The following is a 20,883-nucleotide window of genomic DNA, read 5'->3' on the forward strand; positions in this document are numbered from 1 at the left end:
TCCTTGGTTGTGGTTGCGTATATTTGCTTTGAATTAGGCGGTGAGGCTTGGGCGTTCCGCTTAGCGCAACACACGCACTTGGGCAGTGCGACGTTCCGGAATCCGGCGGTCACGTCGCATTGCGTCGTCGCCGATGATTGCGTGCATTGCAATCATCGCGGCCAGCGCAAAGCACACCGGTGAGATGATCTGGCGGCGCATCTCCTCGGCAACGGCAGCAGTCTGGCGGGTTACGCCAAGCTTGAACATTGCGCATGAAAGGCGCTTTGCCACGGTGCAGGCTGCAACTTCGAATCGACGGGCTATTTCTTTGGCTGTCATGCCCTGGGCGGTGCCCAGTAGATACTGCAATTCCTTCTGCGCGAGGCCGCGTCCGAGGTGACCCTTCCATGCGCCGCTGATGATTTCGTACATCGCTTTGACTCCCGGTTGTTTTCCGAAAGCGCCCGATACAGACGCTGATGTGAAATCTTCTGGCGTCATCTGCCAGCTTCCCGCTCACCGACGTGAATGCTCAAACCCTGGACAAGTTGCTGATGTGGCCGGCCCAAGAGGAGCTGTCGCTGTCGTACGTTCAGCAGCTGTTCCGCCTCGTCGCCATGGCCTTCCGCCAGGCGCGCAAACTGGACCTGATCCCATTCAACCCTATGGTCGAGTTCAGTTACTTCACCACGGCACGCATTTAGCCCAAGCCCGCCCGCCTGCGCGATGTGCAGTTGCCCGAACTGGTGGCGCTGCTGGCTGAGCGTTTCGACGACGCGCCAGGTGACGCCATGTTGGCCTTGATGATGCTGTGCCACGGTACGCGGATCGGAGAGAACCGGCAGTCGTGCTGGTCAGACATCATGCTGTCGGAGTGTGAGTGGTTTCTGCGCGCCGAAAACACCAAGACCAAGATTGAGCTGCGAGTGCCGCTGGCTGATCAAGCGTGTGCACTGCTGCGCCGATACCGTGACCGCCAAACCGTGTAGGGATACGACGGGCCTTTCTGTTCCCGTCATGCCGTGGCAAGCCGCTGAGCGATATCCAAGCCAGCGTTGTTTACACTCGGTTAGGGCAGGGCGCATGGACCAGTCACTACCTGCGCAAGGTGGCGCGCACTGCCTGGACTGACATCGACGTTGACGGCCAAATCGGCGAGATGCTGCTGAACCATTAACCGGGCAAGATCGCCTCGTACATCAACACCCAGGCCAAAGAGCAACGCCGCCTGGCATTGGTGAGGTGGCACGACTGGTTAGATGCGTGTGGCTTCAAGCCGATTCACGCGCAGACAGTCATTAGATATGAAGTTTCGCAAAACTTCGTAGACGTCTTGAATGGGGGCGTGCGAGCCAGAACCACAATTTTTTAGGGGCGAGGTTTGAAAATGATCAAAGAAGAACATGGCCCGACTTTTATGTGGCGCCTAATACCGATGACCGAGTGCCCATCCTGCTGCGGTGCCTGACTTATCAGAGGCGCGTTTCATTGGCCCGAATGTATCAGCTGTCATTCGTCCGGCTTCGTTTGCACCTTTGTTAATCCAGGAGTTGGTCATTCAGCTTGGCCTTATGGTCCGCCGGATGCGTGACAACGTGAGCAACTCGCCAGCTGGTAGCGGGGCTCAGGATCGATAAATCGTAAACAACCGTCGCAGGGCCAGCGGCACCAACTATACAGGTGATTGAGCCGTGGCCAGAACACCTAATTTCAAAGGGCGCACCTCTGAAGACCTTCTAGAGCATTAGGGCCACTGAGTTGTCCTGGGCTCTGACGTATCTTGCTGTACGTCTCATGAGAACACGTTGTTGTCGACGATGATCACCGACGACGCTCTCTTTATTGACGGTCTGATGGGGCGCCTTGTCAAACGCTATCCCGAATGCGGCTAAGACTTCATGAAGTGTTACACAAGTCGCGATACGTCGCTGATGGACGTCGGGAGTAGGATGGACTTCGGCGAAGAGAAAACACACGGTCTATGGAAGGCCGGAATTGGTTGGATAAGGGAGCCTTGGATATCCATCGTCAAGCTGCTTGACAGACCCTCCCCCATGTATGCATTTCTTGTTGGTTTGCGGTTTTTCCGCGAACAAATCCCGACTCTAGAGTAGGAGTTTTTGCTGTGAGTCATCTTTTATTTCTAATCTTGTCCTATCATCTAGCCCAGCTTCCATTCTGGAGCTTTTAAAACTTTGTGCCGAGGACTGATATGGAATTTTCGAATCAGCAAAAACTAATTATTACCCTATTAACGGACCTTCATACGCATCTTGAAGTTGAAAGCGATATCGACCCGGATTTCGTGCAGCGAATGGTTGCGGGTGGGCACGGATGGGCGTTGGGATGGAAATACCCGGGATTGTTTGAAGATCTAGGCGATGACCCTGAGGGTGTTAAGTACGTTGCTGACGTTTTAGAGATGTGGTCTGTACTGGAGGAGTCATTTAAGGCTCTTGACGAACAAGAACTCAAAGCACTCCAAGATGCTTGTGATGTTTTTGGTAAGGACGTGAAGTTCCGGGGCTTTGATGGAAATAACGAACATCGCTATATTTCTATTGCTCGCGTTTTTATTGAGGATTTGGATCGCTGGTCAGAGTTGTCCGGTCGAGACTTGAACGCTCACATGCATACTACCGATGGCTATCGCCGCATGCTTGAAGTTTTTGACGACGTTCAGTCGAACAAGATGAACAATCACGACTATGGATTGTTTGGGATTGAGGCGCTGGCTAAGGTTCTAAATGCCCAGCGTCACCCGTCGAACGCATAATTTAGTTTACTGATCATAGGAGCCCCGCCATCGTGCGGGGCTTTTTCGTTTTCGGCTTCACCACGCCCATCGCCCCGAGTTGGGAGTGCTGCTGGAGTGTGTACGCCTTGTCCTTAGGCTTGGCCTATCTGACTGCTGTGTCCGTAAGTGCCACTAGCATATCCTCTCAAAACCATTTTCGATGTACCGGGCAGTGTACTAACTAAATGGTATTAGGAAGGTATTGAATGGTACGCGGTGATACTCAAGTGCTTAAGTTTTAGAGGGGTTTTGGAGGGTTCTGAAGCGGAAGGTTTTTCGGCGAGAGGCTACCGTGGAATCTTTGGAAATTTCCACAGTATTTTCAGCTCGGTCAGGTATCTGGCAGGCGGCGAGTTTAACAGCTTGATCCCTCGCCGCGCATACCGCTGGGTCATAGCGCTTGCAAGTGCTCGCCCAACTTGCCGTTGTCCGCCAGGTCCAGGAACGCATCGCCCAGCCGCTGGCTCTCGCTCATCGCGGTCTGCCAGTATTTGTTGCGGCTCGGGTCATCGCCCATGAAGCGTTTGAAGTCGCTGCGGTCCGGCAATTTGCCGTGGGGCAGGCGGGCCAGGTAGTCCTTGGACGGGGCCAGCAGCAACACGTCCTGCAAGCCCTGCTGATTACTGCGCCGCCACGGCAGGCCTTTGTCGAACCAGCCGGGGATGACCCGGTCGGTGAAGTGCGGGTACAGCACGATGTCGTCGCCGTGGTAGGGCAGGTCGAGGTGGTAGTCCAGCAGGCCGCCGTCGCGGTAGGTGCCAGTGCCTGCGCCGGGCAGGTCGCGCACGCCTTGCATCACCATGGGGATAGAGCCGGACGCCAGCAGCGCCTGGCGCAGGTTGCCCAGCTCCAGGTTCACAAAGCGCGAGGGGAAATCCTGCAGCGGATGCAGCGGCGGCGCCTGGCGCGGGTCGTGGATGATCAGCCGTTCGAAGTGTCGCGACAGCCGTGCGCGGCCGCGCAGGTTATCGGCAATCACCGATGACAGGCCCAGCCCGAGCCGACCGCGGTGGTCATCGGCGAGCAGGCCGTGGCTTTTGACCACCATGATGTTCAAGCGATAGTCGGGGTTGTCCAACACCCGCGCATCACGGCCCGCGAGCAAGTCATCGAGCATGCGCTGGCAACTGCGGCTGACCTCGGCCATGGTCACGCCCTTGGCAAAGCTTTGTTCGTTGTACAGGCGGCCAAGGTCGAGCAGGCCTTGCACCGGGTCGGGCAGGCAGGCACTGGCAAACCGCCAGGAACCGATGGAGGCGCCGATCAGTGCGCGTTCGCGCGGCGCGCGCGGCATCCAGTCGCCGAAGAGTGCCAGGTCCAGGCCCTGAATGCCCAGCGCCTTGGGGCCACCGGCCGCGCCGGGGAGGGTGCCGACATCCGCAGGCTTGAGGCCCTGTTCGCGAATGCGTGCGAAGGCGCGTTTACCGGCCTTGAGCGTCAAGGCGGGAAACTTGATGTGGATGGCTGTCATACCAGTCTCTGTTGAAGCGAGCAGGGCAGTATAGAAAAACTCGCGGATGATGGGGAAAGATGCCGATTGAAAAATGCCATGGTGGCAATTCAGTTTCAGTTAAGTTGCAGTGCGTACGGTGGCCTGCGTAGGAAAAACATCCTGAAACGGAGACTTATCATGAAGCGCCTCACAGCGCTGGTCGCCGCCGGTATCATCGCCTCCACGGCGGCACAGGCCCGAGCAGTGGACCCCGACAAACCGCTGAAATTGCCTGGCACTGTTACAATTGTCGCCTTTGATCAGCTGGAGGCCGCGGCCCTGGCGCTGCACCCAGGTTCGAGCCTGCTGGACACCGACTTGGACGAGGCCTACGGCAAGTACATTTATCAAGTAGAACTGGAAGATGCCAATGGCATCGAGTGGGAAGTCGAATTGGACGCGCTCACCGGGCACGTACTCAAGAATCATCAGGATACGTAATGAAGGTATATCGACGCGCCAGCGGTTGGAGGGTGCTGGTGCTCCTGGCTTTTTGTTCCAGCCTGTCCGCCCGCGACCTCAACCAGGATGAAGCCTTGGCACTGCGCCAGCAGGGCGTGATCCTGCCGCTGGAGCAACTGCTGCTACAGGCCATGGCGCGCCACCCTGGCTCGCGGCTGCTGGAAGCTGAACTTGAGAAAAAGCACGGCCGATATGAGTATGAGGTGGAGTTGGTGACCACCGAGGGCGTAGTGCGCGAGATCAAGCTGGATGCAACCACGGGTGTGTTGCTCAAAGATGAGGAGGACGACTGATGCGCCTGCTTCTGGTGGAAGACAACGTTCCCCTGGCCGATGAACTGCTGGCCGGCCTGCAGCGCCAGGGCTACGCCGTCGACTGGCTGGCCGATGGTCGCGATGCTGCGTATCAAGGCCGCTGCGAACCCTATGACCTGATCATCCTCGACCTCGGTTTGCCCGGCCTGCCGGGGTTGGAGGTGTTGGCCCAATGGCGCGCGGCCGCCCTGGTCACGCCGGTGCTGGTGCTCACCGCCCGCGACTCCTGGGCCGAGCGTATCGAAGGGCTCAAGGCCGGCGCGGACGATTACCTGAGCAAACCCTTTCATCCGGAAGAACTGCACCTGCGCATCCAGGCGTTGTTGCGCCGCTCCCACGGCCACGCCAACCAACCCACCTTGCAAGCTGCCGGGCTGCACCTGGATGAAGGCCGCCAGTGCGTGCTGCGTGATGGCGAAGAGATCCAGCTGACCGCCGCCGAATTCCGTCTGCTGCGCTACTTCATGCTGCACCCGGAACAAATCCTGTCGAAAAGCCACCTCGCCGAGCATCTGTATGACGGCGAGACCGAGCGTGACTCCAACGTGCTCGAAGTGCACGTCAACCACCTGCGCCGCAAGCTCGGCCGCAGTGTGATTGAGACCCGGCGCGGCCAGGGTTACCGGTTTGGCGCCGGGCCTGCATGAGGTCCATTCAGCGGCGCCTGAGCCTGGGCCTGATCAGCGTGATGGTGATCGTTGGCCTGGTGCTGGCGCAAACCAGCTTGTGGCTGTTCGAGGCCGGTTTGCAGCGCTACCTGGAAGCCGGGCTGCGCAACGACGCCGAGAACCTGCTGGTGGCGCTGGTGCGTGGGCCGAACGGTGTGCAGCTGGACGAGCAGCGCCTGTCACCGGCCTATCAGCGGCCGTTTTCCGGGCATTATTTTCGCATCGATTTTGCCGATATTCATTGGCGTTCCCGCTCGCTGTGGGACCAGGAACTACCGCGCCTGCCCGAGGCCGGGCTCAAGGGCAACCTGCAACTGGGCCCGGAAGGCCAGCAACTGCTGGTGTTGCGCGCGGACTACAAGCGCTTTGGCCAGTCGATTTCCATCAGCGTGGCTCAGGACTACACGCCGGTGCGGGAAAGTTTCCGTTTGATGCGTCAGATCGGTCTGGTGATGGGGCTTGCGGCCCTGCTGCTGGTGCTGATCCTGCAACGGGTTACCGTGCGCCGTGCCTTGCGCCCACTGGAAACCGCGCGCAATCAGATCGCCCAACTACAACAGGGCCAACGCTCGCAACTCGACACCCAGGTGCCGCTTGAACTGGAGCCGCTGGTGGCGCAGATCAACCACTTGCTGGCCCACACCGAAGACAGCCTCAAGCGCTCGCGCAACGCGTTGGGCAACCTGGGGCATGCGTTGAAAACCCCGTTGGCCGTGCTGTTGAGCGTGGCGTCCAGTGAGCAGCTCAAGGCCCATCCTGAACTGGGCAAACTGTTGCGCGAGCAGTTGGAACAGGTGCAACAACGCCTTAATCGCGAACTCAACCGTGCGCGCCTTGCCGGCGAAACCTTGCCGGGTGCTTTGTTTGATTGCGAAAAAGAGCTGCCCGGGCTGTTGGCCACGCTGAACATGATCCACGGCGAACACCTGGACCTGAGCTACCACGTCACGCCCGGCCTGCAATTACCCTGGGACCGCGAAGACCTGCTGGAGCTGTTGGGCAACCTGCTGGACAACGCCTGCAAATGGGCGGATGCCGAAATCCGTTTGAGCGTCAGTGAAGCGCCGCACAGTTACCTGTTGGCCATTGAAGACGACGGCCCGGGCATTCCGCAAAGCCAGCGCGACCAGGTGTTCAGCCGTGGTACGCGCCTGGATGAACAGATCGACGGCCATGGCCTGGGGCTGGGGATTGTGCGCGATATCGTCGAGGTGTGGGGCGGGGTATTGCTGCTGCAGGAAAGTGAGCTGGGTGGCTTGAAGGTGCTGATCGAATTGCCCAAGCGCCAGGCCTGATACACCACAAAATAAAAAATGTGGGAGCGGGCTTGTGTGGGAGCTGGCTCGCCTGCGATAGCGTCACCTCGGTGTCACTGATACACCGAGGTGATGCTATCGCGGGCAAGCCCGGCTCCCACACTAGCTATTCACCCTCTTGACGATCTACACACGAAACTGATCCATCAACCCCTGCTGCTGATTCGCCAAACTGTTCAACGCCTGGCTGACCCGCGCCGATTCATTCGCCTGCTCCGACAGCGACTCGGTCACATCGCGAATGGTCGCCACGTTGCTGTTGATCTCCTCGGCCACCGCGCTTTGCTCTTCGGCGGCGCTGGCGATTTGTAGGTTCATGTCGCTGATCACCGTGACCGCCTCACCAATCTGGCGCAGGGCGGTGACGGCCTGGCCGACTTGCTCGACACTGCCTTGGGCCTGGCGATAGCTGTTGCCCATGGAGCCGACCACATCGGTGGTGCCGTTTTGCAGTTGTTCGATCACCACGCGGGTTTCTTCCACCGATTCCTGGGTGCGCCGCGCCAGGTTGCGCACTTCGTCGGCGACCACGGCAAACCCACGGCCGGCTTCACCGGCGCGGGCGGCTTCGATGGCGGCGTTGAGCGCCAACAGGTTGGTCTGCTCGGCAATGCCACGAATCACTTCCAGCACCGAACCGATTTTCTCGCTGTTAGCCGCCAAGCCTTCAACTTGAGCCATCGCGGTGCTCATGTCGGCGGCCAGGTGGCCGATGTTGGTGGTGGTGCGGTCGATCACGGTCAAGCCTTCGCGGGTGGCCTGGTCGGCATCGCGCGCGGCTTGGGCTGCCTGGGCGGCGCTGCGGGCCACGTCCTGGGCGGTGGCGCTCATTTCATGGGAGGCGGTGGCCACTTGGTCGACCTGGCGGTATTGCTGTTCCATGCCGGCGCTGGTTTCAGTGGCGATCGCCGCGGATTGGTCGGCGGTGCCACGGGCGTCCTGCACCGAGCGTTTGACCTCGGCAATAATCGGTTGCAACTTGTCGAGGAAGCGGTTGAACCAGCCGGCCAATTGCCCCAGCTCATCCTGTTTGTCGTAGGCCAGGCGGCGGGTCAGGTCGCCTTCGCCACTGGCGATGTCTTCCAGCATGCGCGCCACGCCCAAGATCGGCCGGGTTACGCTGCGCGCCATCAGCCACACCAGAATCAGGCCGACCACGGCGGCAAGCAGGCCCAGGCTCAGTTCCAGCAAGGTGCCGCGGGTGTTATCGGCGTCAAGTTGCGCCTTGAGCGCTTCGGCGGGGCCGACCAGGACTTTTTCCGGCACATCCAGCAACACGCCCCACGGCTTGCCGCCGGGAATCGGTGCGAAGGGCGCCAGCACCTTGAGTTGATGGTCGGTGCGCAGGCTGCGGATCTGCGTGCTGGCGGCCAGCGCGCTGATCAATTGCGCGCCGCTGGTGGTGTCGACCTGGTCCAGGCGCTGGCTGAGTTTGCTCGCGTCCGGGCTGTAGCCGGCGAGCAAGCCGGTGGGGCTGAGAATGCTGACCTGGGTCTGGCCGTCATACAGCTTCTGGCTGGCCTGTTGGCTCACGGCCTGCAGGCTGTTGAGGTTGATGTCCACCGACAGCGAGGCGATGACTTTGCCGTTGACCATCAACGGGAAGACGATGCTGGTCATCAGCACGTTTTGCTCGTCGATCACATAAAAGTACGGCTCGATCACGCAGGGTTTCAGGGTGGTGCGCGGGCAGGTGAACCAGGCGTTGGCTTTTTCGCCGCTGGGGCCGACGCTGGTGTCGGCCATGTCGCTTTCAGGCAGCGACATCGAGGTCAATTTGCCCGGCGTCGGTTGCGACCAGTACAGGGCAAAGCGGCCCTTGTCGTTACTGCCCAGCTCCGCCTGGTTGGCGAACAGCTCATCCTTGCCGTCCAGCGCATTGGCTTCGAACACCAGCGACAAACCGAGCAGGTCCGGGTTGGCCTGCAGCGCGGCCTTGACCTGGCGGGTCAGGTCTTCGCGGGTGTCGAAGGCGTCGAGGAAACGTTTCTCCGCCTGCTCGCGCAAAAACAGCACTTGGCGGGAAAAACCGTGGCCGTACTGGTAGGCGTCCATGAATTGCTGGCGAATCCCCAGGGCCTGCACTTCACCTTGGGCCTCGATGCGCGCCTGGGCGGACTCGTCGAGCATCTGCATGCTTGAGGCTTTGACCTGCTGTGAGCTCTGCTCCATGCGATACAGCGACAGACCCACCAGCAGGGTCACGATCCCCAGCAGGCAGAGGCCGGCGAGCAGGGTGATTTTCCATTGAATGGAGAGCTGTCTGAGGGACATCGAGGAGCATCCTTAACCTGAAAACACAGAGAGCCTCTGTATCGGCCGCTTTTTGCGCTTCTTTATTATTTAAACGTTCAATTGAATGCTCAAAGCGACGCCGTTTTTTGACATGCGCGCCCGCCTGCTGCAAAGTGCGCGCCCTTCTAATAAGACCTCCTAAAGCCTGCACGCTGGCAGCCAAGCCTATGGCCGCCTGGATGCGGGCATGCCTGTTTTTTAGTTTCTGTCTTGAGGTAACCATGATTAACGCAGTCATCGCCGCGGTCGGCACCATGCTGGTGCTCAGCTTGTCCCGCGTGCATGTGGTCATCGCCATTATTGTCGGCGCCCTGGTGGGTGGCTTGACCGGTGGCCTGGGCATCGAGGCCACGCTCAAGGCCTTCAACGGCGGGTTGGGCGGCGGCGCGACGGTGGCGTTGTCCTACGCCTTGCTCGGCGCTTTCGCGGTGGCGATTGCCAAGTCCGGCTTGGCCCATGCGTTGGCGGACAAGGCGTTGATGCTGGTTGATCGCCAGGAAGCCACGGGCGGCAGCCACGTCAAATGGTTGCTGATCGGCCTGTTGTGGGTGGTGGCGATTGCCTCGCAGAACATCCTGCCGATCCACATCGCGTTTATCCCGCTGCTGGTGCCGCCGCTGCTGTACGTGCTGACCAAGCTGCAACTGGACCGCCGCCTGATTGCCTGCGTGATGACCTTCGGCCTGATCACGCCGTATATGTTCCTGCCGGTGGGCTTCGGCAATATCTTCCTCAACCAGATCCTGCTGGCCAACGTGGCCAAGAGCGGTGTGGATATCAGCCAGGTCAACGTCACCCACGCCATGGGTTTGCCGGCGTTGGGCATGGTCGTCGGCCTGCTGGTGGCGGTGTTTGTCAGCTATCGCAAAAAACGCGTGTATGACCTGGAGAAAATCGAGCGGGTCGAGCAAGTAGCGGTGCAGTACAACCCACTGACTTTGCTGGTAGCCGGTTTGGCGATTGCCTCGGCGTTCATCATTCAGCTGTGGCTGGACTCGATGATTATCGGCGCCCTGGCCGGGTTTCTGATCTTCTCGGTGTCGGGCATCGTGCGCTGGCGCGAAACCGACGACCTGTTCACCGAAGGCATGAAGATGATGGCGATGATCGGCTTCATCATGATCGCCTCCTCGGGGTTTGCCGAAGTGCTCAAGGCCACCGGCGACGTGCGTTCGCTGGTGGAAGCCTCGGCGGCGTTCATCGGTCATAGTCGTGGTGTTGGCGCGTTACTGATGTTGCTGGTCGGGCTGCTGGTGACCATGGGCATTGGCTCGTCGTTTTCCACTGTGCCGATCCTCGCCGCGATTTTTGTGCCGCTGTGTGTGCAACTGGGCTTCAGCCCGCTGGCGATTGTGTGCATCGTCGGCACCGCCGGTGCGCTGGGCGACGCCGGCTCACCGGCGTCGGATTCCACCCTCGGCCCGACCTCCGGCCTGAACATCGACGGCCAGCATCACCATATCTGGGACACCGTGGTGCCGACTTTCCTGCACTACAACATTCCCTTGCTGGCGTTTGGTTGGTTCGCCGCCATGACCCTCTGACACCGCCTACAGATCCCTGGCAATTGGCCGATAGCCTCTCAAGTCGCCTAATAAGAGAGAAAAGCCATGCGTCTGAGTTTGAAGGCCAAAGTCCTGTCCCTCGCCGTAGTGCCGGTGTTGCTGTTTGCCGTGGTCATCAGCCTGACCACGGTGTGGATTCTGCAGGGCCAGGCACGCAACGAGGTGGATGAAACCCGCCAGCGCCTGCTCAACGACGCCAAGGCCACACTGCAAAGTTATGTGGAAGTGGCCATGACCACCATCAAGCCGCTCTACGACGCCGCCGCCCCGGGCGACACTGCCGCGCGGGCGCAGGTGGTCAAGTTGCTGTCCAACACCAGCTACGGCAAGGACGGCTACTTCTTTGGCTATGACTCCGAGACTATCCGCCTGTTCAAGGGCAACAGCCCCGACGGCGTAGGCAAGAGCTTCAAGGACAACCGCGACCCCAACGGCGTCTACGTCAACCGGGACCTGGTCAAGGTCGGCAAGGACGGCACCCATTACCTGCAATACAGCTCGACCCAGCCGGGGCAGACCGAACTGGTGCCCAAGCTCGGCTACACCGAGTACTTGCCGAAGTGGGACATGGTGATTGGTACGTCGGTTAACCTCGACGGCATCGAAGCCCAGGTGGCGGTGGTCGAGGCCAAGGTCGAGAAACGCATGGAAGGTGTGCTCTGGAGCATCCTCGGCGTGGCCGTGGTGGTGCTGTTGGTGATTGCCGCCGTGGGCCTGGTGACGGCCAATACCATCTTGCGTCCGCTGAACCTGATGAAAGCCAACCTCGACGATATCGCTGCCGGCGAGGGCGATTTGACCCGCCGCCTGGCCATCACCAGCCAGGATGAACTCGGCGATCTGGCCGGCGCATTCAACCGCTTTGTCGACAAGATCCACGGGCTGGTGCGCCAGATCACCGAGATGACCTCGCAACTCACTGGGCTGGTCAGCCAGGTGTCCGAGCAGGCCCAGCGCTCGGAAACCGCCATGGAACGCCAGCGTCACGAGACCGACCAGGTCGCCACCGCGATCAACCAAATGTCTTCCGCCGCCCATGAAGTGGCGCGCAGTGCCCAGGGCGCAGCCGTTGCCGCGCAACAGACCGACGCCGAGGGCCAGGCCGCCAAGCGCGTAGTGGACGGCAGCATCGCGCAGATCCATGCGCTGGTGAACGATATCCGCAGCAGCGGCGTGTCCCTCGACAGCCTGCAACAGGACGTGTCGTCGATTGTCAGCGTGCTCGGAGTAATCCGTTCGATTGCCGAACAGACCAACTTGCTCGCGCTCAACGCCGCTATCGAAGCCGCGCGGGCCGGTGAGGCCGGGCGCGGGTTTGCCGTGGTCGCCGACGAGGTACGCGCCTTGGCCAGCCGCACCCAGACCAGCACCCAGGAAATCCAGGGCATGATCGACCGCCTGCAAAAAGGCACCGAAGCCGCCGTGGACGCAATGCGCCGTTCCAGCGATGCCGGCGACGGCACCTCGGCCCAGGCCAACCAGGCCGGGGCGTCGCTGGACACCATGGCGCAGTTGATCGGCACTATCAACTCAATGAACGCACAAATTGCCAGCGCCGCCGAAGAGCAAACCGCCGTGGCCGAGGAGATCAACCGCAGCGTGCATCAGATTGCCGTGGCGGTAGACAGTGTGGCGGATGAAACCCAGCTGGGCGCCCAGACGTCCCGCAGCCTGGCGGATTTGGGTCAGCGTTTGGGGCAATTGGTGGGGCAGTTCAGGATCTGATCTTTCATAGGTTCAACGTATGTTGACCTAACGTGTATACGAATATACCTCCCACCGCCCCTCGGTAAGACTTGAGCCCCAATCACAGCGCCTTACCTGCGCATCGCCTACGCCCTGGACGATGACTCGTTGTTGCAGGCGTGCGAGGCGATCCGCCAATTCTGCGCGGCGACGCGTTAAAGGTCGCGCATCAACAGGCCAAACTGCAGGTCCATGTCGTCAGGAAGCGGTAGATACACGGTGTGCCCGTCTCCTGGCGCAACCTCAATGGCTTCGCCCTTGGCGTTATGCAGGCTGGCCAGGTCGAAGTGAAAGTTGCCGGTGGGTGTCATCAACTCCAGATGATGGCCCAGGGCAAAGCGGTTCTTCACCTTGACCTCGGCCAGCTCGCCACGGCGCGCGCCGGTCAATTCGCCGACAAACTGCTGACGTTCCGACACCGAGCTGCCGTTCTGGTAATTCTGGTATTCGTCGTGCACATGGCGGCGCAGGAAACCCTCGGTGTAGCCGCGTTGGGCCAGTGACTCAAGGTTAGTCATCAGGTTGCGGTCAAAGGCGCGACCGGCCACCGCATCGTCGATGGCCTGGCGATACACCTGGGTGGTGCGCGCGCAGTAGAAATGCGATTTGGTGCGGCCTTCGATCTTCAGCGAGTGCACGCCCATGTGCGTCAGGCGCTCCACATGCTGCACTGCGCGCAGGTCCTTGGCATTCATGATGTAGGTGCCGTGTTCATCTTCGAAGGCGGGCATCTGCTCATCCGGGCGATTGGCTTCCTGCAACAGGAACACTTGGTCGGTCGGTGCACCAATGCCCAGGGTCGGCTGGAATTGCTCGACGATGTCGCCCGTGGTGTTTTCCACGGCCGGCGTGGCCTGGTATTTCCAACGGCATGCGTTGGTGCACGTGCCTTGGTTGGCATCGCGCTTGTTCATATAGCCCGAGAGCAGGCAACGCCCGGAATAGGCCATGCACAGGGCGCCGTGCACAAACACCTCCAGCTCCATGTTTGGCACCTGCTGGCGGATTTCGCCGATCTCTTCCAGCGACAGCTCGCGCGACAGGATCACCCGGCTGATGCCCTGCTGCTGCCAGAACTCGACGCTGGCCCAGTTCACCGTGTTGGCTTGCACCGACAAGTGAATCGGCATCAACGGGAAGTGGCGGCGCACCAGCATGATCAGCCCCGGGTCGGACATGATCAGCGCGTCCGGGCCCATGGCGATGACCGGGGCCAGGTCTTTGAGGAAGGTCTTCAGCTTGGCGTTGTGCGGCGCGATGTTCACCACCACGTAGAAGCGCTTGCCCAGCGCATGGGCTTCCTGGATGCCGAGCGCCAGGTTGGCGTGGTCGAACTCGTTGTTGCGTACGCGCAGGCTGTAGCGCGGCTGGCCGGCGTAGACCGCATCGGCGCCATAGGCGAAGGCGTAGCGCATGTTTTTCAAGGTGCCGGCGGGGGCGAGCAGTTCGGGGGCGATCACGGGTGGCATGGGCTCAAGTCGCAAAAGGTCGCGAGCGTAGTGGAGCCTGGGCGAGCTTTTATTGATCCAGGTCGCCCTTTTGGGATTTTGTATCGCTGTGTATCGGCGGGGGCTTGTCGACATAGGCGCGATACGTCAGGCGGTTTCAATGGCGTCCCCCGTCTCGACAAGGTCATTGCCATGCGACTTATCTCAGCCCTGTTCGTCGGCCTGCTGGTGGCCTTCGCCCTGGTTTCCAACCAGGTCGCCAGCCGTGAAAGTGAAAATGCCCAGGGCGCCATGCCTTCGCTGGCGGGTGCAGTCGAATGGCTTAACTCGCCTGAGTTGAGCGCACAGTCGCTCAAAGGCAAAGTGGTGCTGGTGGATTTCTGGACCTACGACTGCGTCAACTGCCGGCGCGCGCTGCCTTACGTGCAGGCCTGGGCGAAGCGGTACGAGCAGGATGGCCTGGTGGTCATCGGCGTGCACACCCCGGAATACGCCTACGAACACATCACCGGCAACGTCAGAGAGCAAGTGCGCAAGCTGGGCATCACCTACCCGGTAGCCGTCGACAACAACTACGCGATCTGGCGCAGCTTCGATAACCAGTACTGGCCGGCCCACTACTTGATTGATGCCAAGGGGCAGGTGCGTTACAGCCACTTTGGCGAAGGCCGTTATGACGCTCAGGAGCAGATGATCCAGACGCTGTTGAACGAGGCCAGGGCGGATGCTTCAAGCCCTTGAATCAAGCGGTCTATGCTTGTTGGAGAATCGAGGGCACTCCGAGGTTTCGCAGCGGACTAAGCAACAGGGCCTACACAGGGCCTCTGCTTTTCTGACATGGACCGGACATGAATCAAACCAACCTGCAATTCAAAACCCTGCTGTTGCTGCTGGCCCTGGTGACCATCGCTTTTATCTGGATATTGCTGCCGTTCTACGGCGCAGTGTTCTGGGCGGTGATCCTCGGCATTATCTTTGCCCCGATGCAGCGGCGCCTGCAACAGCGGTTCAACTGGAACCGCAACCTGACGTCGCTGGCGACCCTGACGGTGTGCCTGATCATTGCGATTCTGCCGGTGATCATCACCAGCGTGTTGCTGGTGCAAGAGGGCGCGACGCTCTACAAAAACATCGAAAGCGGCAAATTGGACGTGGCGGGGTATATCGAGCAATTCAAGAACATCCTGCCGCCGTACTTCCAGCATTTGCTCGACCGCTTCGGCATGGGCAACCTGGAAGGCCTGCGCGAAAAGATCGTCAAGAGCGCGATGCAAGGCAGCCAGTTCTTCGCGACCCAGGCGTTCAGCTTCGGCCAGGGCACGTTTGATTTCCTGGTGAGCTTTTTCATCATGCTGTATCTGCTGTATTTCCTGCTGCGCGACGGCCCCGAGCTGGTGCGCAAGGTGCGCACGGCGGTGCCGCTGGCCGAGCCGCAAAAGCGCCGTTTGCAGCTCAAGTTCAACCGCGTGGTGCGGGCCACGGTCAAGGGCAACGTACTGGTGGCCGTCACCCAAGGTGCGTTGGGCGGTTTGATTTTCTGGTTTCTGGATATTCCCAGCGCGTTGCTCTGGGCGGTGCTGATGGCGTTTCTATCGCTGTTGCCGGCGGTGGGCGCGGGGATCGTCTGGGGGCCGGTGGCCGCCTACTTCCTGTTGAGCGGTTCGATCTGGCAGGGCGTGGTGCTGGGGTTGTTCGGGGTGTTTGTGATTGGGCTGGTGGACAACGTGCTGCGCCCGATCCTGGTGGGCAAGGACACCAAGATGCCGGACTACCTGATCCTGATCTCGACCCTGGGCGGGCTGTCGGTGTTTGGTTTGAACGGGTTTGTGATCGGGCCGCTGGTGGCGGCGTTGTTTATGTCCAGCTGGGCGTTGTTCGTGGAGAGCAAGCCACGGGTCAAGCTGCCGTTGCCTTGAATATCAGGCGTGCAGCCTGAACGTCGAGGTTTGTTGCAGCTGTTTTTCGGCGGCGGATAACGAGGTGAGCGGGCCGCTTATGGGCTCGCCATCGCGTACCAGGTACCAACAGGCCAGCAACCCATGCGCGCGAAGCGAGGCGGGGACGGCGCTACCGATGACGGACATGATCTGGACAGTGGGCATGAATACCTCCATTTGCTATGGAGGCCACGTTACGGGGTGAGCACGCGCAAGAAAAATCACCTGGCTCGATAGTCGACATCAACGCCAAGCGTCAATCCACCACTTGATCGAGCATATGCACCACTTCCTGCTCACTGAGCAGGCCTTTGCGCACCAGGTTTTCCGCCAGCAGCGAGAGGAACTTCGCGCTGCGGTGGCCTTCGAGGTGCTTGAGTTCGGTCAGCGCGCTGTAGACCTTGCTGGACGTGCACAGGCCAGCGGTGCGGTGCGGGTTTTGCGTGGGCATGGTCGGTCGTCCTTGTTGTTATTGGGTGGACAGGGTCAATAGTGAGTCTGTTTCGTGACGTAAACATGACAGCACGCGTATCGGCCCGGCAAGTAGACATTGGCCTTAATCATGTGCGATTACGGCTCGGCTATTGTCCTCATAGCGACCTTGGCCGTATGAATCCGGACTTTACAGGCAAAAAAAGGCCCCGCGTGTAAGCGAGGCCTGTTCCTGTCATGTCAGTTCAGCGTTACCAGCCGCGACCGTAATAGCCGTGGGGAGGGCCGTAGTAGCCGCGCGGTGGGCCGTAATAGACCGGCGCCGGGCGGTAATAAACCTGCTGCTGCACATACACCGGTGGCGGCGGTGCGTAGTAGACCGGAGGAGGCGCGGCATACACCGGTTGCGGCTGCACATACACCGGTTGCTGCACGTAGACCGGCTGGGATTGACTGGCAACTACGGAGCCAACAACGGCTGCGCCGATCAAACCACCCAATATGGCCGGGCCACCCCAACCACCACCGTGGGCGGAGGCTTGGCCTGCCATAGCGAGTGCGCCGATCAGCAAGGCGATTTTGGGGATTTTACGAATCATGGTCATTCCTCGGTTAGACCCTGCGCTTGTGGTCTGCAATCAATAGACTCAAGGATTGTCGCGGGGATACTTTTAAGACAACGTATTTCTGAAAAACAGCACAGCCGATAGGTAAAGGTTGTGTAAGGTCTGTACCGAATTGCTTACTCACAGGAGTTTTCCATGCAGATGCACCCCAACAAGGACACCCAGCTGTGCATGTCATTGTCGGCGCGCCCCGGTAATTTCGGCTTGCGTTTCCATAACCATCTGTACGAACAGCTGGGTCTGAACTTCTACTATAAAGCCTTCAGCAGCCAGGATTTACCCGGCGCGATCGGCGGTATACGGGCGCTGGGCGTTCGCGGCTGCGGTGTTTCGATGCCGTTCAAGGAAGCCAGCATCGCCTTGGTCGATGAGCTGGACGACTCGGTCAAGGCCATCGCGTCCCTCAATACCATCGTCAACACCAATGGCCACCTCAAGGCCTACAACACAGACTACATCGCCGTCGAACAACTGCTGAAAAAACACGCGGTGCCCAAGGACTCGACCTTCGCCCTGCGTGGCAGCGGCGGCATGGCCAAGGCCGTGGCCAGTGCCTTGCGCGACGGCGGTTATGCTAATGGCGTGATCGTGGCGCGCAACGAGGCGGCGGGCCGGGCGTTGGCCCAGAGCCTGGGGTATGAGTGGCAGGCGCAGCTGGGTGACCTGCGCCCACAGATGCTGGTCAACGTGACGCCGATCGGCATGACCGGTGGGGCCGAGGCAGACCAATTGGCGTTTGACGCTGAAGCGGTGGATGCGGCCGACACAGTCTTTGATGTAGTAGCGATCCCCGCCGAAACGCCGCTGATCGTGCGCGGGCGTGCCAAAGGCAAACGGGTGATTACCGGGCTGGAGGTGATTGCGATCCAGGCGTTGGAGCAGTTTGTGCTGTACACCGGCGTGCGGCCGACGGATGAGCAGTTCCAGGCCGCAGTGGCCTTTGCCCGAAATTAACGCCCTGCGCAGATCCAAATGTGGGAGCGGGCTTTTGTGGGAGCGGGCTTGCCTGCGATAGCCTCAACTCGGTCCTGATGAAAAACCGAGGTGTCTGCCTCACAGGCAAGCCAGCTCCCACATTGTTGCTCGAGTTATGCCTGTTCCAGCTGCGTCAGGCGCTCTTCCAGCGCCGCAATCCGCGCTTCCAGTTCTTCAATGCGCTCCGCAGAAACCCCCGTTCCTCGCTCCACCGGATTCCCCCGCGCCGCCAGAATCACCTCGATATCCGCCGGATCCCCCAGCGCATGGGTATAACGGTCTTCCCGCTGCCCGGCCTGACGCGGCACCAGCAGCGCCAGCCCGCGCGCAATCAAACGCTCCAGCTGGTGCACGACTTGCTCGCCATCTTCAAAATCATGCATGCGCCCGCTACGGGTCAGCAGTTCATTGACCGTCTGCGGCCCGCGCAGAAACAGCAGGCCGATCAGGATCACCTGGGCCGGCACCAGCTCCAGCGCCTTGTCCACGCGATGCTCCCAGCGGTCGGCGCGGCTGCCCATCACCAGGCGGGTAAAGCCTTGGCCTTCGAGGGCACGCAGGCTCTGGCCGACCTGGCCCTGGCTGAGGTTGGTCACCGGTTCGCGGCTGGTCTTCTGGTTGCAGGCCAGCACCAGGGCGTTGAGGGTCAGGGGATACGTCTCCGGGTTGGTCGCCTGTTTTTCGATCAGGCAGCCCAGGATGCGGATTTCCGTGCTGTTCAGGCGCGGCTCAGGGGTCTCGGTGTCGTGCTCGGCGGTCATCGCGCTTTCCCTATGCAGTGAATGCACTAGCCTAAGCCCGAAAAAATAAAAGACAAGCAGCGGGCATGTCTATAATCGCCGCTGGTTCCAAACCCTGCCATTACCGCGAGACTGTCATGACTATTTCCCTGTACGCCGCCTCCATCCCGGTTTTCAAGCAAATGCTCAACGCCCTGAGCGATGTGCTGAACAAAGCCGAAGCCCACGCCACCGCCAAGAACATCGAGCCGAACGCCTTGTTGCAAGCGCGTCTGTTCCCGGACATGTTCCAACTGGTGCGCCAGGTGCAGATCGCCGTCGACTTCGCCAAGGGCGTTTCCGCCCGCCTGGCCGAGATCGAAGTGCCTAAGTACGAAGACAGCGAAGTCACCTTCGCCGACCTGCAAGCCCTGATCGCCAAAGTGTTGGCGTTTGTCGACACCATCAAGCCTGAGCAAATCGACGGCAAAGAAGGTATCGAGATCATCACGCGCCCAGGCACGCCGAAAGAGAAGCGCTTCAGCGGCCAGTCCTACCTGCTGACCTACGGCCTGCCGCAGTTCTTCTTCCACGTCACCACCGCTTACGCCTTGCTGCGCCATAACGGCGTGGAAGTGGGCAAGCGCGATTACATGGGCGCTTTCTAAGCATCCAGATACAAAAAAGCCCGGGGCGTCCTTTGTTGAACGCCCCGGGCTTTTTTACGCCAGATGTTTAAGCTGGCTGCTGTTCCTTGCCTAAACACGCCGCTGCGGTAAACAGCACATCGGTGGACGAATTAAGCGCGGTTTCCGCCGAGTCCTGCAGCACGCCAATGATGAAGCCGACGGCCACCACTTGCATGGCGATCTCACTGGGAATGCCGAACAGGCTGCACGCCAGGGGAATCAACAGCAGAGAACCGCCGGCCACACCCGACGCCCCACACGCACACACCGCCGCGACCACGCTGAGCAGCACGGCGGTCGGCAGGTCCACGGCGATCCCGAGGGTGTGCACGGCGGCCAGGGTCAGCACGGTGATGGTGATCGCGGCACCGGCCATGTTGATCGTCGCCCCCAGTGGGATCGACACCGAGTAGGTGTCTTCATGCAGGCCCAGGCGTTTGCTCAGCGCCAGGTTCACCGGGATATTCGCCGCCGAACTGCGCGTGAAGAACGCGGTAATACCGCTTTCACGCAGGCACATCAGCACCAGTGGATACGGGTTGCGGCGCAGTTTCCAGAACACGATGGCCGGGTTGACCACCAGCGCCACGAACAGCATGCAGCCGATCAATACAACCAACAGGTGGGCGTAGCCGAGCAGGGCGTTGAAACCGGAAGTGGCCAGGGTCGAGGCCACCAGGCCGAAGATGCCCAGCGGCGCAAAGCGAATCACCACGCGCACAATCAGTGTCACGCCGTTGGACAGATCATCGAGCACGGTACGTGTGGTTTCACCGGCATGGCGAATCGCGACGCCCATGCCGATGGCCCAGGCCAGGATGCCGATAAAGTTGGCATTCATCAGCGCGCTGATCGGGTTGTCCACCACGCTGAGCAGCAGGCTTTGCAGCACCTCGCCGATGCCGCCGGGGGCACTCACCGTGACGTCATGCGTGGCCAGCACCAGGAGCGATGGAAACAGTGTACTGGCGACCACCGCCACGACGGCGGCGGCAAATGTCCCCAGCAGGTACAGGAACAAAATCGGCTTGATATGGGTTTCCTGGCCGTGTTTATGGTTGGCGATCGAGGCCATGACCAGCACAAACACCAGAATCGGGGCGACGGCTTTCAATGCGGTGACAAATACCTTGCCGATAAAACCGGTGGCTTTGGCCGCTTCGGGCAACAGCAGGGCTAGCAGAATGCCGGCGATCAAGCCGATGAGGATTTGCGTGACCAGGCTGACGCGTGTCAGTCGCTGGAAGAGGGAAGGGGCGGCAGTCATAAACAGTTGTCTCTAGTTCTTTTAGTGGGACGCAGCATTGCAGGCAGGAGGCCCTGGAGGAAGCAGGCGCAAAGTCTAACATGCTGTAGGAAATGTCCTTGTTGGTGCGGCATTCCGTCACCGCGCCCGTAGGCTTTGGCCAAATCCAGACAT

The 20,883-nt window shown here is 60.3% G+C and carries 20 protein-coding genes and 4 pseudogenes; 14 read left to right on the plus strand and 10 right to left on the minus strand.

Going from position 1 to position 20,883, the window contains the following annotated elements; translation table 11 throughout:
* Nucleotides 1–60: 60 nt before the first annotated feature.
* Nucleotides 61–414, minus strand: a complete 354-nt coding sequence (locus PspR76_RS11335; RefSeq protein WP_159961407.1) for a LuxR C-terminal-related transcriptional regulator — start codon at nucleotides 412–414, stop codon at nucleotides 61–63.
* 92 nt (nucleotides 415–506) lie between these two features.
* Between PspR76_RS11335 and PspR76_RS31225 the strand changes: the two genes are divergently transcribed.
* The 3 genes from PspR76_RS31225 (at nucleotide 507) to PspR76_RS11345 (ending at nucleotide 2,758) form a co-directional block, all read left to right on the plus strand.
* On the plus strand, nucleotides 507–686 hold the full coding sequence (locus PspR76_RS31225; RefSeq protein WP_237235745.1) for a hypothetical protein: 180 nt from the start codon (nucleotides 507–509) through the stop codon (nucleotides 684–686).
* A gap of 24 nt (nucleotides 687–710) precedes the next feature.
* On the plus strand, nucleotides 711–971 hold the full coding sequence (locus PspR76_RS31230; RefSeq protein ID WP_237235746.1) for a tyrosine-type recombinase/integrase: 261 nt from the start codon (nucleotides 711–713) through the stop codon (nucleotides 969–971).
* Nucleotides 972–2,194: 1,223 nt separating this feature from the next.
* Nucleotides 2,195–2,758 carry a YfbU family protein gene (locus tag PspR76_RS11345; RefSeq protein ID WP_159955250.1) on the plus strand — a complete coding sequence of 188 codons (564 nt, stop codon included), beginning with the start codon at nucleotides 2,195–2,197 and terminating at the stop codon, nucleotides 2,756–2,758.
* A gap of 412 nt (nucleotides 2,759–3,170) precedes the next feature.
* Here PspR76_RS11345 and PspR76_RS11350 read toward each other — a convergent pair whose 3' ends face one another.
* Nucleotides 3,171–4,250, minus strand: coding sequence for a patatin-like phospholipase family protein (locus PspR76_RS11350; protein WP_159955251.1), 1,080 nt, complete (start codon nucleotides 4,248–4,250; stop codon nucleotides 3,171–3,173).
* Nucleotides 4,251–4,409: 159 nt separating this feature from the next.
* On the opposite strand from PspR76_RS11350, the gene PspR76_RS11355 reads away from it, so the two are divergent.
* From PspR76_RS11355 to PspR76_RS11370, 4 genes are read left to right on the plus strand one after another with little or no spacing between them, the layout of a single operon-like run.
* Nucleotides 4,410–4,712: a PepSY domain-containing protein gene (locus tag PspR76_RS11355; RefSeq protein ID WP_159955252.1), complete on the plus strand. Its 303-nt coding sequence runs from the start codon at nucleotides 4,410–4,412 to the stop codon at nucleotides 4,710–4,712.
* Complete coding sequence (locus PspR76_RS11360) at nucleotides 4,712–5,026, plus strand: PepSY domain-containing protein (RefSeq protein WP_159955253.1); 315 nt, start codon at nucleotides 4,712–4,714, stop codon at nucleotides 5,024–5,026. Before PspR76_RS11355 ends, PspR76_RS11360 begins: the two co-directional genes overlap by 1 nt.
* Nucleotides 5,026–5,694, plus strand: coding sequence for a response regulator transcription factor (locus PspR76_RS11365; RefSeq protein WP_159955254.1), 669 nt, complete (start codon nucleotides 5,026–5,028; stop codon nucleotides 5,692–5,694). The genes PspR76_RS11360 and PspR76_RS11365 overlap by 1 nt, the downstream gene beginning before the upstream one ends.
* Complete coding sequence (locus tag PspR76_RS11370; RefSeq protein ID WP_159955255.1) at nucleotides 5,691–7,010, plus strand: sensor histidine kinase; 1,320 nt, start codon at nucleotides 5,691–5,693, stop codon at nucleotides 7,008–7,010. Before PspR76_RS11365 ends, PspR76_RS11370 begins: the two co-directional genes overlap by 4 nt.
* A 147-nt stretch (nucleotides 7,011–7,157) precedes the next feature.
* On the opposite strand, the pseudogene PspR76_RS31640 reads toward PspR76_RS11370, so the two are convergent.
* Nucleotides 7,158–7,667: pseudogene (locus PspR76_RS31640) on the minus strand (methyl-accepting chemotaxis protein); the annotation flags it as partial.
* A 348-nt stretch (nucleotides 7,668–8,015) separates the two neighbouring features.
* A pseudogene (locus PspR76_RS31645) lies at nucleotides 8,016–9,305 on the minus strand (HAMP domain-containing protein); the annotation flags it as partial.
* 245 nt (nucleotides 9,306–9,550) lie between these two features.
* Between PspR76_RS31645 and PspR76_RS11380 the strand changes: the two are divergent.
* The 3 genes and pseudogenes from PspR76_RS11380 (at nucleotide 9,551) to PspR76_RS31655 (ending at nucleotide 12,616) form a co-directional block, all read left to right on the plus strand.
* On the plus strand, nucleotides 9,551–10,870 hold the full coding sequence (locus PspR76_RS11380) for a Na+/H+ antiporter family protein (RefSeq protein WP_162530306.1): 1,320 nt from the start codon (nucleotides 9,551–9,553) through the stop codon (nucleotides 10,868–10,870).
* Nucleotides 10,871–10,936: 66 nt separating this feature from the next.
* Nucleotides 10,937–11,758: pseudogene (locus PspR76_RS31650) on the plus strand (cache domain-containing protein); the annotation flags it as partial.
* A gap of 102 nt (nucleotides 11,759–11,860) precedes the next feature.
* Nucleotides 11,861–12,616, plus strand: coding sequence for a methyl-accepting chemotaxis protein (locus PspR76_RS31655; RefSeq protein WP_370004746.1), 756 nt, complete (start codon nucleotides 11,861–11,863; stop codon nucleotides 12,614–12,616).
* 176 nt (nucleotides 12,617–12,792) lie between these two features.
* Here PspR76_RS31655 and trhP read toward each other — a convergent pair whose 3' ends face one another.
* Entirely contained in the window at nucleotides 12,793–14,106 is a 1,314-nt protein-coding gene (gene trhP, locus PspR76_RS11390; RefSeq protein WP_159955259.1) for a prephenate-dependent tRNA uridine(34) hydroxylase TrhP, read from the minus strand.
* 255 nt (nucleotides 14,107–14,361) lie between these two features.
* On the opposite strand from trhP, the pseudogene PspR76_RS11395 reads away from it, so the two are divergent.
* Nucleotides 14,362–14,826 (plus strand): annotated as a pseudogene (locus PspR76_RS11395) (thioredoxin family protein); the annotation flags it as partial.
* Between the two features lie 107 nt (nucleotides 14,827–14,933).
* On the plus strand, nucleotides 14,934–16,001 hold the full coding sequence (locus PspR76_RS11400) for an AI-2E family transporter (RefSeq protein WP_159955261.1): 1,068 nt from the start codon (nucleotides 14,934–14,936) through the stop codon (nucleotides 15,999–16,001).
* A 3-nt stretch (nucleotides 16,002–16,004) separates the two neighbouring features.
* Here PspR76_RS11400 and PspR76_RS11405 read toward each other — a convergent pair whose 3' ends face one another.
* From PspR76_RS11405 to PspR76_RS11415, 3 genes are all read right to left on the minus strand, one after another.
* The gene (locus PspR76_RS11405; protein WP_159955262.1) at nucleotides 16,005–16,187 is read right to left on the minus strand and encodes a hypothetical protein; all 183 of its coding nucleotides are present in this window, start codon (nucleotides 16,185–16,187) and stop codon (nucleotides 16,005–16,007) included.
* Between the two features lie 91 nt (nucleotides 16,188–16,278).
* A complete protein-coding gene (locus tag PspR76_RS11410) occupies nucleotides 16,279–16,473 on the minus strand; it encodes a hypothetical protein (protein WP_104502410.1) in 195 nt (64 codons plus the stop codon).
* A gap of 232 nt (nucleotides 16,474–16,705) precedes the next feature.
* Nucleotides 16,706–17,059, minus strand: a complete 354-nt coding sequence (locus PspR76_RS11415) for a hypothetical protein (RefSeq protein ID WP_078741781.1) — start codon at nucleotides 17,057–17,059, stop codon at nucleotides 16,706–16,708.
* A 156-nt stretch (nucleotides 17,060–17,215) separates the two neighbouring features.
* On the opposite strand from PspR76_RS11415, the gene PspR76_RS11420 reads away from it, so the two are divergent.
* Nucleotides 17,216–18,034 carry a shikimate 5-dehydrogenase gene (locus PspR76_RS11420; RefSeq protein WP_159955263.1) on the plus strand — a complete coding sequence of 273 codons (819 nt, stop codon included), beginning with the start codon at nucleotides 17,216–17,218 and terminating at the stop codon, nucleotides 18,032–18,034.
* Between the two features lie 134 nt (nucleotides 18,035–18,168).
* Here PspR76_RS11420 and PspR76_RS11425 read toward each other — a convergent pair whose 3' ends face one another.
* Nucleotides 18,169–18,816 (minus strand): YceH family protein, encoded by a 648-nt coding sequence (locus PspR76_RS11425; RefSeq protein ID WP_159955264.1) that lies wholly within the window; start codon nucleotides 18,814–18,816, stop codon nucleotides 18,169–18,171.
* 116 nt (nucleotides 18,817–18,932) lie between these two features.
* Here PspR76_RS11425 and PspR76_RS11430 point away from each other — a divergent pair, with 116 nt between their 5' ends.
* Nucleotides 18,933–19,442 (plus strand): DUF1993 domain-containing protein, encoded by a 510-nt coding sequence (locus PspR76_RS11430; protein ID WP_053255427.1) that lies wholly within the window; start codon nucleotides 18,933–18,935, stop codon nucleotides 19,440–19,442.
* A 67-nt stretch (nucleotides 19,443–19,509) separates the two neighbouring features.
* Here PspR76_RS11430 and sstT read toward each other — a convergent pair whose 3' ends face one another.
* Nucleotides 19,510–20,730, minus strand: a complete 1,221-nt coding sequence (gene sstT / locus PspR76_RS11435) for a serine/threonine transporter SstT (protein WP_159955265.1) — start codon at nucleotides 20,728–20,730, stop codon at nucleotides 19,510–19,512.
* Between the last annotated feature and the right edge of the window lie 153 nt (nucleotides 20,731–20,883).

It is taken from the genome of Pseudomonas sp. R76 (assembly GCF_009834565.1).
GTDB lineage: Bacteria > Pseudomonadota > Gammaproteobacteria > Pseudomonadales > Pseudomonadaceae > Aquipseudomonas.

What these genes read in the sequence shown, in the direction of transcription:
- sstT (WP_159955265.1), bottom strand. Translation starts at nt 20,730, where the DNA reads ATGACTGCCGCCCCTTCCCTCTTCCAGCGACTGACACGCGTCAGCCTG.
- PspR76_RS11430 (WP_053255427.1), top strand. Translation starts at nt 18,933, where the DNA reads ATGACTATTTCCCTGTACGCCGCCTCCATCCCGGTTTTCAAGCAAATG.
- PspR76_RS11365 (WP_159955254.1), top strand. Translation starts at nt 5,026, where the DNA reads ATGCGCCTGCTTCTGGTGGAAGACAACGTTCCCCTGGCCGATGAACTG.
- PspR76_RS11410 (WP_104502410.1), bottom strand. Translation starts at nt 16,473, where the DNA reads ATGCCCACGCAAAACCCGCACCGCACCGCTGGCCTGTGCACGTCCAGC.
- PspR76_RS11360 (WP_159955253.1), top strand. Translation starts at nt 4,712, where the DNA reads ATGAAGGTATATCGACGCGCCAGCGGTTGGAGGGTGCTGGTGCTCCTG.
- PspR76_RS11370 (WP_159955255.1), top strand. Translation starts at nt 5,691, where the DNA reads ATGAGGTCCATTCAGCGGCGCCTGAGCCTGGGCCTGATCAGCGTGATG.
- PspR76_RS11350 (WP_159955251.1), bottom strand. Translation starts at nt 4,250, where the DNA reads ATGACAGCCATCCACATCAAGTTTCCCGCCTTGACGCTCAAGGCCGGT.
- PspR76_RS11345 (WP_159955250.1), top strand. Translation starts at nt 2,195, where the DNA reads ATGGAATTTTCGAATCAGCAAAAACTAATTATTACCCTATTAACGGAC.
- trhP (WP_159955259.1), bottom strand. Translation starts at nt 14,106, where the DNA reads ATGCCACCCGTGATCGCCCCCGAACTGCTCGCCCCCGCCGGCACCTTG.
- PspR76_RS11425 (WP_159955264.1), bottom strand. Translation starts at nt 18,816, where the DNA reads ATGACCGCCGAGCACGACACCGAGACCCCTGAGCCGCGCCTGAACAGC.
- PspR76_RS11355 (WP_159955252.1), top strand. Translation starts at nt 4,410, where the DNA reads ATGAAGCGCCTCACAGCGCTGGTCGCCGCCGGTATCATCGCCTCCACG.
- PspR76_RS11400 (WP_159955261.1), top strand. Translation starts at nt 14,934, where the DNA reads ATGAATCAAACCAACCTGCAATTCAAAACCCTGCTGTTGCTGCTGGCC.
- PspR76_RS31655 (WP_370004746.1), top strand. Translation starts at nt 11,861, where the DNA reads ATGGAACGCCAGCGTCACGAGACCGACCAGGTCGCCACCGCGATCAAC.
- PspR76_RS11335 (WP_159961407.1), bottom strand. Translation starts at nt 414, where the DNA reads ATGTACGAAATCATCAGCGGCGCATGGAAGGGTCACCTCGGACGCGGC.
- PspR76_RS11420 (WP_159955263.1), top strand. Translation starts at nt 17,216, where the DNA reads ATGCAGATGCACCCCAACAAGGACACCCAGCTGTGCATGTCATTGTCG.
- PspR76_RS11415 (WP_078741781.1), bottom strand. Translation starts at nt 17,059, where the DNA reads ATGACCATGATTCGTAAAATCCCCAAAATCGCCTTGCTGATCGGCGCA.
- PspR76_RS11405 (WP_159955262.1), bottom strand. Translation starts at nt 16,187, where the DNA reads ATGCCCACTGTCCAGATCATGTCCGTCATCGGTAGCGCCGTCCCCGCC.